This is a genomic window from Streptomyces sp. NPDC007808 (assembly GCF_042868655.1).
In the GTDB taxonomy this organism is placed as follows: domain Bacteria; phylum Actinomycetota; class Actinomycetes; order Streptomycetales; family Streptomycetaceae; genus Streptomyces.
The window spans coordinates 254,023-268,395 of record NZ_JBIAEQ010000010.1; the positions used below are offsets into that span (position 1 = coordinate 254,023).

The following is a 14,373-nucleotide window of genomic DNA, read 5'->3' on the forward strand; positions in this document are numbered from 1 at the left end:
TTGTATACGGCGCCCGTGTTAATGCCGCAGGCTCTGCATGTTTACGGGATGTTGCGAATTCCTCACACGCTCCCTGCGCTCACCGCCGGAGCCGAACCGCAGCCGGTGCGCGGAGAGCGAGCGCTCGGTGTGCAACGCCGTGATCGACCGGGCCCGCTCGCCGTCGCCGCGCGCCACGGCGTCCACGATCGCGCCGTGCTCGGTCCAGGACTCCATGGGGTCGACCGGCGGTTCCACCGCGTACATCCAGGCGATCTTGTGACGCAGCTGGGTCAGCATCGAGGTCAGGGCAGGGCTGCCGGAGGCCTGGGCCAGCGTCTCGTGGAACCAGCCGCCCAACGAGCGCAGATCCTCGCTATTGCCCCTTCTGGCCCGCTCCTGGCCCAACTTGACCAGGCCGCGCAGCACTTTGAGATGGGCCTCGGTGCGCCGCTGGGCGGCCCGGGAGGCGCCGAGCGGCTCCAGCAGGGAGCGCATCTCCAGCAGGTCCGCGGCCTCCAGCTCGGTCGGTTCGGCCACGCACGCGCCCGCGTGCCGCCGGGTCACCACGAAACCCTCCGCCTCCAGGGTGCGCAGCGCCTCCCGCACGGGGACGCGGGAGACGCCGTAGCGGCGGGCGAGGAGTTCCTCGGTGAGCCGGCTGCCGCGCTCATGGACCCCGGCGACGATGTCGTCCCGGATCGCGGTGCATACCGAGTGCGCCGGAATACGCATGACCGACCTCCGCTTTAATCCCCGTGAAACGTCGACGAACGACGCGTGGTCAGTGACTCTATTGCAAACAGCGGGAATTTCCGACGGGGAGCCGGAATCCATGGATATTTTTTGGACAGCCGAGCACCCCGGAAACGCCGAAAGCCCCGGCTCGGTGAGCCGGGGCTTCTGGAAGCGGGGTGGAGCCGTCAGAGGTTGACGCCGTGCGCGCGCAGATAGGCGACGGGGTCGATGTCGGAGCCGTACTCCGCCGTGGTGCGGGCCTCGAAGTGCAGGTGCGGGCCGGTGACGTTGCCGGTGGCGCCCGACAGCCCTATCTGCTGGCCGGGGGTGACGCTCTGGCCGACCGAGACGCCGATGGACGACAGGTGGCCGTACTGGGTGTAGGTGCCGTCGTTCATCTTGATCACGACGTTGTTGCCGTACGCCCCGCCCCAGCCGGCCTCCACGACGGTGCCGGCGCCGACCGCGTGGACGGAGGTGCCGCTGGCGGCGTGGAAGTCGACGCCGGTGTGGCTGCCGGAGGACCAGACGGCGCCGCCGGACTTGTAGCCGGTGGAGACGTACGAGCCGGAGATCGGGGCGACGTAGGACAGCAGGCGCTTGCGCTCGGCCTCGCGGGCGGCGCGCTCCTTGGCCTCGCGCTCCTTCTCGGCCTTCTCCGCCGCCTTCTTGCGGGCGGCCTCCTCGGCGGCCTTCTTCGCCGCGGCGGCCTCCTGGGCGGCCTGCTCCTGCGCGTCGGCCTGGGCGTCGATCTGCTCGGCGATCGAGTCGTCGACGGTGATGACGGGGATGAGCCCGGTCTGCTCGACAGCGGGTTCGGCGGCGAGGGCCGGGGCGGCCAGGGTGCCGATGACGCCGGTGGCGGTGAGAGCGGCGACGCCGGCCGCGCGGGCCGTGGTGCGCTCGAACCGGCTGGGCTTGCGGTGTTTCCCGGCGGGGCGGTTCTTCCCCGTGGCGCAGGTGAACGCCATGTAGTGGCTGGTCCTTTCCTTCCCTCTCGCCTACCGGGTTAGCTGACGGGTTCGGAGCAGGAAGGTCTCCTACGGACCCCCTCGCGGCTCGCGCGGGCGTCCGATTCACCCCAGGGACTACTGGGTCCCCGGCTCCCCTGGCTCGCGCCGTACGGGGACTCGGCGATGACTGTCCGGTGCCGCGGGCGCGGCGCACTGCCTGACGAACAGCCCGGAAGACGCTAAGCGGGAGGACTTTCAATCCCCAAACGGATCGCGGCTTTTGTAGCGCATCCCACAGGCCAGACAGGCAACCTCTCCCTCAATTCGGGCATAAAGGTGCCCTGGTGGCTTCGATGTCACCAGGGCACCTACGCGCGTGCGCTCGCCCGCGCCGCTCGGGTTCCTCTACTCGGCTGCCACGACGGTGACTTCACCGATGCCGAGGGCCTCGACGGGCTCCCGGATCTCGGCCGCGTCCCCGACGAGGATCGTCACCAGGCGGTCCACCGGGAAGGCGTTCACGGCCGCGGCGGTGGCCTCGACGGTGCCGGTGGCGGCGAGCTGCTGGTACAGGGTCGACTGGTAGTCGTCGGGCAGGTTCTGCTCGACCTGGTCGGCCAGGGTGCTCGCGACGGCGGCGGCGGTCTCGTACTTCAGCGGCGCCACCCCCACCAGGTTCTGCACCGCGAAGTCGCGCTCGGCGTCGGTCAGCCCCTCGTCGGCGACCCCGCGCAGGACCTTCCAGAGGTCGTCCAGCGCCGGGCCGGTGTTGGGGGTGTCGACGGAGCCGCTGATGGCGAGCATCGCCGCACCCGTGCCGTCCGGGGCGGAACGCAGGACCTGCGCGAAGGCGCGCACGCCGTAGGTGTAGCCCTTCTCCTCGCGCAGGACCTTGTCCAGGCGGGAGGTGAGGGTGCCGCCCAGGCAGTACGTGCCGAGCACCTGCGCCGGCCATACCCGGTCGTGCCGGTCGGGGCCGAGCCGGCCGATCAGCAGCTGGGTCTGCACGGCGCCGGGGCGGTCCACGATGACGACGCGTCCGGTGTCGTCGGCGGTCACCGGCGGAACGGGCCGCGGCTCGGCCGTGGAACCGGTCCAGGCGCCGAGGGTGTCGCCGAGCAGGGCGTCGAGGTCGACGCCGGTGAGGTCGCCGACGACCACCACGGTGGACGTCGCGGGGCGCACATGCCGCTCGTAGAAGGCGCGTACGGCCGCAGAGTCGATGCCCGCGACCGTGTCCTCGGTGCCCTGGCGCGGGCGCGACATGCGCGAACTCGCCGGGAACAGCTCCTTGGCGAGTTCCTTGGCGGCGCGGCGGGAGGGGTTGGCCAGCTCGTGCGGGATCTCGTCGAGCCGGTTGCGCACCAGGCGCTCGACCTCGGCGTCGTGGAACGCGGGTGCCCGGAGGGCGTCGGCGAGCAGGTCGAGCGCCTTGGGGAGCCGGGAGACCGGCACTTCGAGGCTGACACGGACGCCGGGGTGGTCGGCGTACGCGTCGAGCGTGGCACCGCAGCGCTCCAGCTCGGCGGCGAACTCCTCGGCGGTGTGCTTGTCGGTGCCCTCGGAGAAGGCGCGCGCCATGATCGTGGCGATGCCGTCGAGGCCCTTGGGCTCGGCGTCCAGGGGCGTGTCCAGCAGCACCTCGACGGCGACGACCTGCTGACCGGGGCGGTGGCAGCGCAGCACCGTCAGGCCGTTGTCCAGCTCGCCGCGCTCGGGCGCCGGGAACGCCCAGGGCCGGGCCTCGCCGGCCTGGGGCTGCGGGTGGAACTCCATGCTGGCGAGCTCGGTCACTGCGCCGACTCCTCGTTCTCGTCGGTGGTCCCGGCGGGGGCGGCCCCGTCGGCGGCGGCTTGAAGGTCCTCGGCCTCGCCGGCGACCGGCTCGTACACGAGCACGGCGCGGTTGTCCGGGCGCAGACGGGCCTGGGCGACCGCCTGGACCTCCTCGGCGGTGACGTCGAGGACGCGCTGCACGGCGGTGAACGCGAGCTGCGGGTCGCCGAACAGGACGGCATAGCGGCACAGTTCGTCGGCGCGGCCCGCGACCGTGCCGAGCCGGTCCAGCCACTCGCGCTCCAGCTGGGCCTGGGCGCGCTCCATCTCCTCGGCCGTCGGGCCCTCCGCCGCGAAGCGGGCGAGCTCCTCGTCGACGGCGGCCTCGATGGCCGGGACCTCGACATCGCCCGAGGTCTTCACGTCCAGCCAGCCCAGGGAGGGCGCTCCGGCCAGGCGCAGCAGGCCGAACCCGGCCGCGACGGCGGTACGGTCGCGCCGGACGAGCCGGTTGTACAGGCGGGAGGACTCGCCGCCGCCGAGGACGGTCAGCGCCAGGTCGGCCGCGTCGCACTCGCGCGTGCCGTCCTGCGGGAGGCGGTAGGCGGCCATCATCGCGCGCGCGGGGACGTTCTCCTCGACGACCTCGCGCAGCTGCTCGCCGATGATGTCGGGCAGCGAGCCGTCACGCGGCTCGGGCTTGCCGTCGTGCGACGGGATGGAGCCGAAGTACTTCTCGATCCAGGCGAGCGTCTGCTGCGGGTCGATGTCGCCGACGACGGTGAGAACGGCGTTGTTGGGCGCGTAGTACGTGCGGAAGAACGCGCGGGCGTCCTCCAGGCTGGCCGCGTCCAGGTCGGCCATCGAGCCGATCGGCGTGTGGTGGTACGGGTGGCCGTCCGGGTACGACAGCGCCGTCAGCTTCTCGAAGGCGGTGCCGTAGGGGACGTTGTCGTAGCGCTGGCGGCGTTCGTTCTTGACGACGTCGCGCTGGTTCTCCAGGCCCTCCTCGTCGAGCGCAACCAGCAGGCTGCCCATGCGGTCGGCCTCCAGCCACAGCGCGAGCTCCAGCTGGTGGGCGGGCATGGTCTCGAAGTAGTTGGTGCGCTCGAAGCTCGTGGTGCCGTTCGGCGAGCCGCCCGCGCCCTGGACGAGCTCGAAGTGGCCCGTGCCCTTCACGCTCGCCGAGCCCTGGAACATCAGGTGCTCGAAGAGGTGGGCGAGTCCGGTACGGCCCTTGACCTCGTGGCGGGAGCCGACGTCGTACCAGAGGCAGACCGCGGCGACCGGCGTGAGGTGGTCCTCGGAGAGCACCACGCGCAGGCCGTTGGCCAGGCGGTGCTCCGTCGCGGTGAGGCCGCCGGATTGTGCCTCCGGTGTGGCCGTGTGACCCATGGGCAAGGTGTCCTTCCGGTCGCGTGCACTGCGTTGTGTCGAACATGTCGTGCTCAGTTCCTGCCACTGTATGCAGCGTCCGAAGGGTCGGCGAAGTTCCCGGTCAGAACGATGTGTCCGGACGGTGGCCGACGAGGGCCGGGGAGGTCGCGCGGGCGGCGCCGCGGCATCGCTCGTCACCGCGTGCCGCGCCCCCGGCGGGCGGTGGCGCCCGGCCCGCTCCCGTCGTGCTCGCGCCCCGGCCGAGCCGCCTCGACGATCGTCCGGAACGAGATCACTCCGGCGAGTGAACGGTTCCGCGGCGCGCGTTTGCCTCGGCGGAACCGCTCACGGCCCACGGCCGTTGGTGCCGATCCGTCCCCCCCGGTCGCCATGGGCGGCCGGCGTCGGCGACACTTCTCGGACGCCGGGCGGGAGGCCGACATTCGGGTCCTGGTCGGTGGTTGTCAGTGCCACGGTCCACAATGGTCCGCGTCAGATCCGTCAAACGCTCGAGCGACCAGAAAAAGAGGAGCCGGCAGCGATGGCCCGCCGCAGCACGAAAACCCCGCCGCCCGACGACTCGTACGAGGAGAAGATCCTCGACATCGACGTCGTCGACGAGATGCAGGGCTCCTTCCTCGAGTACGCGTACTCGGTCATCTACTCCCGCGCCCTGCCGGACGCCCGCGACGGCCTCAAGCCGGTGCACCGCCGCATCGTCTACCAGATGAACGAGATGGGCCTGCGCCCCGACCGCGGCTATGTGAAGTGCGCCCGCGTCGTCGGCGAGGTCATGGGCAAGCTCCACCCGCACGGCGACGCGTCGATCTACGACGCCCTGGTGCGCATGGCCCAGCCCTTCTCGATGCGGCTCCCGCTGGTCGACGGCCACGGCAACTTCGGTTCGCTGGGCAACGACGACCCGCCGGCCGCCATGCGGTACACCGAGTGCCGCCAGGCCGCGGCGACGAGCCTGATGACCGAGTCGATCGACGAGGACACGGTCGACTTCGTCCCCAACTACGACGGCCAGGAGCGGGAGCCGGTGGCGCTGCCCGCCGCCTTCCCGAACCTCCTGGTCAACGGCGCCTCCGGCATCGCGGTCGGCATGGCCACGAACATGCCGCCGCACAACCTCGCCGAGGTCATCGCGGCCGCCCGCCATCTGATCCGCCACCCGAACGCGGATCTGGACACGCTGATGAAGCACGTCCCGGGCCCCGACCTGCCCACCGGCGGCCGCATCGTCGGCCTCGCCGGCATCCGGGACGCCTACGAGACGGGCCGTGGCACCTTCAAGATCCGCGCGACGGCGTCCGTGGAGTCGGTGACCGCCCGCCGCAAGGGCATCGTGATCACCGAACTGCCCTTCTCGGTCGGCCCGGAGAAGGTGATCGCCAAGATCAAGGACCTGGTCGGCTCGAAGAAGCTCCAGGGCATCGCCGACGTCAAGGACCTCACCGACCGCGAGCACGGCCTGCGGCTGGTGATCGAGATCAAGAACGGCTTCGTGCCGGAGGCCGTCCTGGAGCAGCTGTACAAGCTGACGCCGATGGAGGAGTCCTTCGGGATCAACAACGTCGCGCTCGTCGACGGCCAGCCCCTCACCCTGGGCCTGAAGGAGCTCCTTGAGGTCTACCTCGACCACCGCTTCGAGGTCGTACGGCGGCGCAGCGAGTTCCGCCGGAGCAAGCGGCGCGACCGTCTGCACCTGGTCGAGGGTCTGCTCACGGCGCTGGTGGACATCGACGAGGTCATCCGCCTGATCCGGTCCAGCGAGAACAGCGCGCAGGCGAAGGAACGCCTGATGGAGCGCTTCTCGCTGTCCGAGGTGCAGACCCAGTACATCCTGGACACGCCGCTGCGCCGTCTCACCAAGTACGACCGCATCGAGCTGGAGGCGGAGAAGGACCGGCTCAACCAGGAGATCGCCGAGCTGACCCGGATCCTGGACTCGGACGCGGAGCTGCGCAAGCTGGTCTCCACCGAACTGGCCGCGGTGGCCAAGAAGTTCGGCACCGAGCGCCGTACGGTCCTGCTGGAGTCCGGGGGTGCCCCGGTGGCCGCCGTTCCGCTCCAGGTGGCGGACGACCCGTGCCGGGTGCTGCTGTCCTCGACGGGCCTGCTGGCCCGTACGGCGAACGGCGGCCCCCTCCCCGATGACGGCGAGGCCAGGCGCGTCAAGCACGATGTGATCGTCTCGGCGGTGCCGGCCACGGCTCGCGGCGAGGTGGGCGCGGTGACGTCCACGGGGCGGTTGCTGCGGATCAACGTCGTCGATCTGCCGCAGCTGCCGGAGACGGCGTCGCGGCCGAACCTCTCGGGCGGGGCGCCCCTGTCGGAGTTCGTGTCCCTGGAGGGCACCGAGACCGTGGTCTGCCTGACCACCCTCGACGAGTCCTCCCCCGGCCTGGCGCTCGGCACCGAGCAGGGCGTGGTCAAGCGGGTGGTGCCCGACTATCCGTCCAACAAGGGGGAGTTGGAGGTCATCACCCTCAAGGAGGGCGACCGGATCGTCGGCGCGGTGGAGCTGCGCACCGGTGACGAGGACCTGGTCTTCATCACGGACGACGCGCAGTTGCTGCGCTACCAGGCGTCCCAGGTCCGTCCGCAGGGCCGGCCGGCCGGTGGCATGACCGGCATCAAGCTCGCGCAGGGCGCGAAGGTCATCTCCTTCACGGCCGTGGACCCCGCGGCCGACGCGGTGGTCTTCACGGTCGCGGGCTCGCGCGGCACGCTGGACGACTCCGTGCAGACGACCGGCAAGCTGACCCCGTTCGACCAGTACCCCCGCAAGGGCCGCGCCACCGGCGGCGTGCGCTGCCAGCGTTTCCTGAAGGGCGAGAACTGTCTGTCCGTGGCCTGGGCGGGTGCCCTCCCGGCGCGCGCCGCGCAGAAGAACGGCACTCCGGCGGAGCTCCCGGACATCGACCCGCGCCGAGACGGCTCGGGGGTCTCGCTGCCGAAGACGGTGGCGGTGGTGGCCGGACCGGTCTAGGCCGACGGATCGTAGGGATCCTGGGGCGGCGGACCGGTCGGGTCCGCCTCGTCGGGGTCTCGTACGTAGCGCAGGACGCCCCACATGCCGTGCTCGTCGGCGTGCGGGGCGTCGCTCTTGCACGACGCGAGTTCCTTGGCGAGGGCTTCGGTGTCGATGCCGGAGCCGATGAGCACGAGCTGGGTCAGGCGGGTCTCGGCGGGCCCCCAGGGCTCCGGGTGAAAGCGGAGGAACCGCCCGACGGCGTGCACGGCGTAGCGGTTGGCGGCGTCGTGCGGGCCGAAGTCGACGTATCCCTTGATCCGGTACAGCCCCTGCGGCCTGCTGTCCAGGAACCGCATCAGCCGGCGCGGGTCGAGCGGGACGTCGGAGGTGAAGGGCAGGCTGTCGTAGCCGGTGTGCAGATGGTCGCCGTGATCGTCGTCGTGCTCGTGCAGGTCGTCGAAGGACAGCTGCCCGATGCGCTCCTCGCCGGGTCGGCAGTCGAACAGGAACTCGGGGTCGATCCGGCCGTAGGTGGCGGGGACGACGGCGGCGCTGTCGGCGAGGCCGCGGACCAGTTCGAGGACGCGATCGCCGTCCGCCGCGCGGTCGAGTTTGTTGACCACGACGAGGTCGGCGAGGGCGAGGTGCCGGTCGATCTCGGGGTGCTTGGCCCGGGTGTCGTCGAACTCGACGGCGTCGACCACCTCGACGAGCCCGCCGTACATGGTTCCCGGGTGCTCGCTGGCGAGCACCATGCGCACGAGTTCCTGGGGCTCGGCGAGCCCGCTGGCCTCGATGACGATGACGTCGATGCCGGTGGCGGGCCGGGCGAGCCGTTCCAGGTAGACGTCCAGCTCACTGGCGTCGACGGCGCAGCACAGACAGCCGTTGCCGAGGGAGACCGTCGAGTCGCCGAGCGCGCCCGCGACGGCCATGGCGTCGAGCTCGATGGCGCCGAAGTCGTTGACGATGGCGCCGATGCGGGTGCCTCCGCTGCGGTGCAGGAGGTGGTTGAGCAGAGTCGTCTTGCCGGAACCGAGGAATCCGGCGAGGACGACGACCGGGATCTGCTGCGCGGTGCGGCTGTGCCCCAACGTGCGACCTCTCTCACGCCTGTGCGTGCACCGGCTCTCGGCCCCGGCGCACTTACGAAAAATGACTGCCGACCCAGGATACGAACCGCAGGAAACATCGCGAAGTGAACGATTGTTAGCAGCACTTGCTGGGCAGACGTTGGGCAAGGCGCCGGAGTGTGCGACCCTCGCTTCCCTCCGTGCGCCTCCTCTCCGCCTCCCCGCCGATCAGAGCCGCTCGGCACCCTGGGAGACGGCAAGCGCCGCCCACGCCCCGCCGGTCCCCTCCAGTCGACCCACCTTCCGACGACCGGCGGACGGCCGCCTGATTCGGGGGTTGACATGGCCACAAAGAAAAACGCCGCGGTGAGGCTGGGCTCGGCAGCGGCCGGTCTGATGCTCGCCACCGCCGGGATGACGTTGGCCTCGCGCAGGCGACGGCTCGATGCGGAACTGCTGCAACTGAGGCGTCTGGAGTTCGAAGAGCTCGCCTCGCGGCGCAGGGCCCTGGCACACCAGCAGCGCATGCACTGGGAGTTGTTGTCCCGGGCCATCGACAACCCCACCCTGGCAGCCGTGATCGACACGTACGACCCGGCCATCCCGGCGGAGAAGCGGCGGCAGTACTTCTATGCCAACGCCTGGTACATCAACCTGTACCACCTGTATCGAGCGGGCATCCTCGATCAGGAGGAGTTCTACGGGCACGCGCGCGAGCTGTTCCAGAACCCTTTGATGCGGGAGTACTGGGAGGCGTCGAAAGGCCAGCGCGCGACCTTGAAGCACTCGTCGGAGGAGGCGCGGATCGGACGCATGGTCGACGGTCTCATCAAGGACCTCGACGAGGCCGACACGGACGAGTGGTGGGTGGTGGGCAACCCGCCGCCCGCCTGATCGATGCGTGACAGCCGGCAATCAACCGGACACCGACACGAGCTGAGTGACTTTTGGTTCACGCAGCCCAGTTGCCCCTGCGGCACCGCTAACGTTCTGCCGTCCGAACCACCTGCCAAACCCTCGTAAGGACCGGTAAGCCCCTTGAAGATCGTGCGCCGCATCGGTGTGCCTCCCTCTGCCCGTGGCAGTGCCTCGGGAGCCAACTGCCCGGACGTGTTCGAGCTGAGCGACGGTAACTTCGCCGTCATCGGCACGGACGCCACCGAAGCACTGGAGCGGGAACTGCCCGCTGACGCCTCCCGCGCCGACTACGAACGCATCGTGGTCGTCAGCCGCGAAACCCTCATCCGCGCGAAGGGCGACATTCCCGACGCGTAGCGCTGCGCCCGGGTCCGCTCACACTCGCGGCCCTCAGCAGCACGTGGGCGCGCGTCTGTCACCGGCCCTCATCCCCAGGCACGGAGGACGCCCCCATCAGGCCGGGCACACGACTCACCTCAGTCGGGTGACCCGCTGCCACCGCGGCAGAAGACCAGTACGCTGCCGCACCGCATTCCCCAAGGCCACAAACGAGGAAGCCCCCTTGGACAGCGGTGCTCGATGACTTTGGCGAGCGACGAGTACCGCACAGGGGGCTCCCACGGCCGAACCCGGACATCACGAGAACACCAGTCGAAGGAGATCCTCATGCCCAGTCCGACGCCGCAAGACGGTACCCCAGCAGACCCGACGCAGCAGCCACCCGCGAGGCGGGTCTTCCGACTGCTGCCTGGAGTCGTCGCTCTGCTGGCGGCAGTCGGCATCATTCTGCTGATCGTCACCGGCGAGACGGAGCACGTCAGCGCCGTGGCCGCGTTCGGCGGTGCCGCCTTCCTCGGCGAAGCCGCCGCCAAGGTGAACATCAATCTGACCCGTAAGTGATCCCCCTGCGGGGCGACCTCACCAGGGACGACGGTGACGGTCACCAGGCTCGGCGCCGCGTACGGGGCGCCGGGCCCATGCCCTCAGGCCGCCTCCGGCACCCGCACCGGCGCCCGAGGGCGTCGGCGCTCCAGCCCAATACCGGGGGTAAGGCGTTCTCCGCCGTGGCCCCCCTCATACGGCATCGCCGCTAAAGTCAGGTTAGGCTCACCTCTGTGAGTACGTGCTCAACCGTCTCGCGCGACCTCGACGAGCCCATCGCGGGGACCGCGGCGACCGCGACGACCTGGCTGCTGCTGGAGCAGCCCGGTCCGTGGGGTGCCAAGGCGCTCACCCAGAGCCACCTGGACCCCGCCCTGGGGCGTGCCCTGGAGGCGGCCGCGCAGGGCACGGGCGTCCGCGTCGCGCTGATCCGCCGTCCCGGGCGGCACGCCGACTGCAAGACCGCTGCCGAACGCACGGTCTACGTGGCCCACACCGTGCCCGGACGGGTGTGGCTGCGCACCGCCACGACCCATGAGCCCGAGCGGCTGCTCGACCTGGACTTCGCCGCCCTCGGCGCGGGCGACCACCGCTCCTTCGACGCGGTGCTCCAGGGGCGGCCCCACACCGGCGATCCGCTCGCCCTGGTCTGCACCAACGGCAAGCGGGACCGCTGCTGCGCCCTCCTCGGCCGCCCGCTCGCGGCCGAGCTGAGCGCCTCCGGCGTGGACGGCGTCTGGGAGGTCACCCATCTGGGTGGACATCGGTTCTCACCGACGCTGCTCGTGCTGCCGTACGGCTACGCCTACGGCCGTGTCCAGGCCCACGCCGTCAAGGAGCTCCTGCACAGCGTGCAGGAGGGCCGCATCGTCCTCGACGGGTGCCGCGGGAACTCTGCCTGGGAGCGGCCCGGCCAGGCCGCCGAGCTGGCCGTGCGCACGGCGACCGGCGAGGACGCCGCGCAGGCTCTGCGCGTCGTACGGACGGACGGCGCGGCCCCTCGCTGGGACGTGACCGTCGCCCACGTGGACGGGCGGCACTGGCGGGTCGTCGTGGCCCAGGGCGCCTCCCTGCCGCCCCGCCCCGAGAGCTGCGGGGTCTCGGTGCTCGGCTCGCCCGCGCGCATGGACGTGGTGGCGGTACGCGAGCTCACCCTGGCCCCGCCGGCGCTCGCGAGCTGACGGGGCGCGCCGTGGCCGGGCGGGCCGCGGCACATGGACCGGGACATACCCGCCGCACCCCTCTACGGAGGTTCCCGCACGTCCACGTACCTTCGTGGGTATGAGCCCCACTCCCCCCGCACGCCGCTTGCGCCTCGGTCTGCCCCGGCGGATGTTCGCGCAGGTGCTGCTGATGCAGGTGGCGATCGCCGCGGGAGTGGCGGTGCTCGCGACCGGACTGTTCCTCGCCCCACTCAGCGACCAGCTCGACGACCAGGCGATGCGCCGCGCCCTGTCGATCGCGCAGACCACCGCCGCCCAGCCGCAGATCGCCGAGGACCTGGTGAGCACGCCCGCGACCGCCGACGGACCGGTCCAGCGGGAGGCCGAACGGATCCGTCTGGCGACGAAGGCCGAGTACATCGTCGTGATGGACCGGCGCGGGGTGCGCTGGTCCCACCCCACCCCCGCTGAGATCGGCAGGCTCGTCTCGACCGACCCGGGCCGGGCCCTGGCCGGTCACGAGGTCATGCAGATCGACGACGGCACCCTGGGCCGCAGCGCCCGCGGCAAGGTGCCGTTGCGCGACAGCGACGGCGACATCGTCGGGGCGGTCTCGGTCGGTATCGCGTACGACAGTGTGCGGGCCCGGCTGCTGCACGCGATCCCCGGGCTGTTCGCGTACGCCGGCGGTGCCCTGGCGGTCGGTGCGCTGGCCGCCTGGATCATCTCCCGCCGGGTCCAGCGACAGACCCGCGACCTCGCCTTCTCGGACATCTCGGCGCTGCTGGCGGAGCGCGAGGCGATGCTGCACGGCATCCGGGAGGGCGTCGTCGCCCTCGACCGTGACGGCCGGGTCCGGCTCCTCAACGACGAGGCGCGGCGGCTGCTGGGCATCGGCGACGAGGCCGTCGGCCGGTCCCTCGACGAGGCGCTCGGGCAGGGCCGTACGACCGATGTGCTGGCCGGCCGGGTGACGGGCACCGACCTGCTCACGGTCCGGGGGCAGCGGGTCCTGGTCGCCAACCGGATGCCCACCGACGACGGTGGTGCCGTCGCCACCCTGCGCGACCGCACCGAGCTGGAGCAGCTCGGCCGGGAACTCGACTCCACCCGCGGGCTGATCGACGCCCTGCGCGCCCAGGACCACGAGCACGCGAACCGCATGCACACCCTGCTCGGTCTGTTGGAACTGGAGATGTACGAGGACGCCGTGGAGTTCGTCGGTGAGGTGGTCGGCGATCACCGGGCCACCGCGGAGCAGGTCGCCGAGAAGATCCAGGACCCGTTGCTCGCCGCCCTGCTGGTCGGCAAGGCGACGGTGGCGGCCGAGCGTGGCGTCGCGCTGCGCCTCGCGGACCGGACGGGGCTGCCGGACCGGCTGATCGACCCCAGGGGGCTCGTCACGGTCGTCGGCAACCTCGTGGACAACGCACTGGACGCCGTCGCGGGCACACCCCACGCGCGCGTGGAGGTCGAACTGCGGGCCGAAGGGCGGACCGCGATCCTCCGGGTACGCGACACGGGGCCGGGAATCCCCGAGGAGCACCGCGAGTTGATCTTCACCGAGGGGTGGTCCACGAAGCAGCCGCCCGCCCACCGCGAGCGCGGCATCGGGCTCTCGCTCGTGCGCAGGCTCGCCGAACGGCAGGGTGGCAGCGCGGCAGTGGGTGAAGCGCCCGGCGGGGGCGCGGAGTTCATCGTCGTCCTGCCCGAGGCGCTGGCGGAGCCGGATCCGGCACCGGTCCTCACCGTGCCGTCGGATCCGCACACCGTCACCGAGGAGGAGTCGCGATGATCGAGGTCCTGGTCGTGGACGACGACACGCGCGTCGCGCGGGTCAACGCCGCGTACGTCGAGAAGGTCCCGGGCTTCCACGTGGCCGGTGAGGCGCACAGCGCGGCGGAGGCGTTGCGCCGGATGGAGTTGCTGCCCCGCCTCGACCTGGTCCTCTTGGACCACTACCTGCCCGACGCGACGGGACTGTCGGTCGTCCAGGAGATGCGCCGGCGCGGCCACCAGGCCGACGTGATCATGGTGACGGCGGCCCGGGACGTGTCGACCGTGCAGGCGGCGATGCGGTACGGCGCCCTGCAGTACCTGGTGAAGCCGTTCGCCTTCGCGGGCCTGCGCGCCAAGTTGGAGGCGTACGCGGAGCTGCGCCGCACCCTCGACGGCGGCGGCGAGGCGGAGCAGGCGGAGGTGGACCGCATCTTCGGCGCCCTGTCGGCGCCGTCCGAGCCGGACCTGCCCAAGGGGCACTCCCCCACGACCGCGGAACTGGTCCGCCAGTCGCTGATGAACGCGGAAGGCCCCCTGTCCGCCCAGGAGATCGCCGAGCGGACCGGGGTGAGCCGCCAGACCGCCCAGCGCTATCTCAAGCTCCTGGAGCGCACCGGACGGGCCCGCCTCACCCTCAAGTACGGCGACGCGGGTCGCCCGGAACACCGTTATGTGTGGGCGACCCGCGCCTGAGGCACGGCCCGTGGGGGCGGGGGAAGGAACCGTGCCTCCTCTACATACGGATGAAGGCGG

Annotated in this window: 12 protein-coding genes and 1 riboswitch; of the genes, 7 read left to right on the forward strand and 5 right to left on the reverse strand. The window is 71.4% G+C overall.

What is annotated here, in order from left to right:
- Positions 1-18: 18 nt before the first annotated feature.
- The 4 genes from ACFYNL_RS34305 to ACFYNL_RS34320 all read right to left on the reverse strand — a co-directional run bounded on the left by ACFYNL_RS34305 (position 19) and on the right by ACFYNL_RS34320 (position 4,840).
- Positions 19-714 (reverse strand): GntR family transcriptional regulator, encoded by a 696-nt coding sequence (locus ACFYNL_RS34305; RefSeq protein ID WP_388810593.1) that lies wholly within the window; start codon positions 712-714, stop codon positions 19-21.
- Positions 715-902: 188 nt separating this feature from the next.
- Positions 903-1,688 carry a M23 family metallopeptidase gene (locus ACFYNL_RS34310; protein WP_388810596.1) on the reverse strand — a complete coding sequence of 262 codons (786 nt, stop codon included), beginning with the start codon at positions 1,686-1,688 and terminating at the stop codon, positions 903-905.
- 12 nt (positions 1,689-1,700) lie between these two features.
- Positions 1,701-1,863, reverse strand: a riboswitch (cyclic di-AMP (ydaO/yuaA leader).
- A gap of 212 nt (positions 1,864-2,075) precedes the next feature.
- A complete protein-coding gene (locus ACFYNL_RS34315; RefSeq protein WP_388810598.1) occupies positions 2,076-3,464 on the reverse strand; it encodes a M16 family metallopeptidase in 1,389 nt (462 codons plus the stop codon).
- A complete protein-coding gene (locus ACFYNL_RS34320) occupies positions 3,461-4,840 on the reverse strand; it encodes a M16 family metallopeptidase (RefSeq protein WP_388810600.1) in 1,380 nt (459 codons plus the stop codon). The genes ACFYNL_RS34315 and ACFYNL_RS34320 overlap by 4 nt, the downstream gene beginning before the upstream one ends.
- A gap of 523 nt (positions 4,841-5,363) precedes the next feature.
- Between ACFYNL_RS34320 and ACFYNL_RS34325 the strand changes: the two genes are divergently transcribed.
- The gene (locus ACFYNL_RS34325; protein WP_388810603.1) at positions 5,364-7,820 is read left to right on the forward strand and encodes a DNA topoisomerase (ATP-hydrolyzing) subunit A; all 2,457 of its coding nucleotides are present in this window, start codon (positions 5,364-5,366) and stop codon (positions 7,818-7,820) included.
- On the opposite strand, the gene ACFYNL_RS34330 is transcribed toward ACFYNL_RS34325, so the two are convergent.
- A complete protein-coding gene (locus ACFYNL_RS34330) occupies positions 7,817-8,899 on the reverse strand; it encodes a CobW family GTP-binding protein (RefSeq protein WP_388810606.1) in 1,083 nt (360 codons plus the stop codon). The two genes, ACFYNL_RS34325 and ACFYNL_RS34330, sit on opposite strands and share 4 nt — an antisense overlap.
- 321 nt (positions 8,900-9,220) lie before the next feature.
- Between ACFYNL_RS34330 and ACFYNL_RS34335 the strand changes: the two genes are divergently transcribed.
- From ACFYNL_RS34335 to ACFYNL_RS34360, 6 genes are all read left to right on the forward strand, one after another.
- Positions 9,221-9,772 carry a DUF6082 family protein gene (locus ACFYNL_RS34335; RefSeq protein ID WP_388810609.1) on the forward strand — a complete coding sequence of 184 codons (552 nt, stop codon included), beginning with the start codon at positions 9,221-9,223 and terminating at the stop codon, positions 9,770-9,772.
- Positions 9,773-9,916: 144 nt separating this feature from the next.
- Positions 9,917-10,153: a hypothetical protein gene (locus ACFYNL_RS34340; protein ID WP_388810612.1), complete on the forward strand. Its 237-nt coding sequence runs from the start codon at positions 9,917-9,919 to the stop codon at positions 10,151-10,153.
- A 309-nt stretch (positions 10,154-10,462) separates the two neighbouring features.
- Positions 10,463-10,696, forward strand: a complete 234-nt coding sequence (locus ACFYNL_RS34345; RefSeq protein WP_388810614.1) for a hypothetical protein — start codon at positions 10,463-10,465, stop codon at positions 10,694-10,696.
- A 215-nt stretch (positions 10,697-10,911) separates the two neighbouring features.
- Complete coding sequence (locus ACFYNL_RS34350; protein ID WP_388810617.1) at positions 10,912-11,859, forward strand: sucrase ferredoxin; 948 nt, start codon at positions 10,912-10,914, stop codon at positions 11,857-11,859.
- A 100-nt stretch (positions 11,860-11,959) separates the two neighbouring features.
- Positions 11,960-13,636 (forward strand): ATP-binding protein, encoded by a 1,677-nt coding sequence (locus ACFYNL_RS34355; protein WP_388810620.1) that lies wholly within the window; start codon positions 11,960-11,962, stop codon positions 13,634-13,636.
- A complete protein-coding gene (locus ACFYNL_RS34360; protein ID WP_388810623.1) occupies positions 13,633-14,313 on the forward strand; it encodes a response regulator in 681 nt (226 codons plus the stop codon). Before ACFYNL_RS34355 ends, ACFYNL_RS34360 begins: the two co-directional genes overlap by 4 nt.
- The last annotated feature ends 60 nt before the right edge of the window (positions 14,314-14,373 follow it).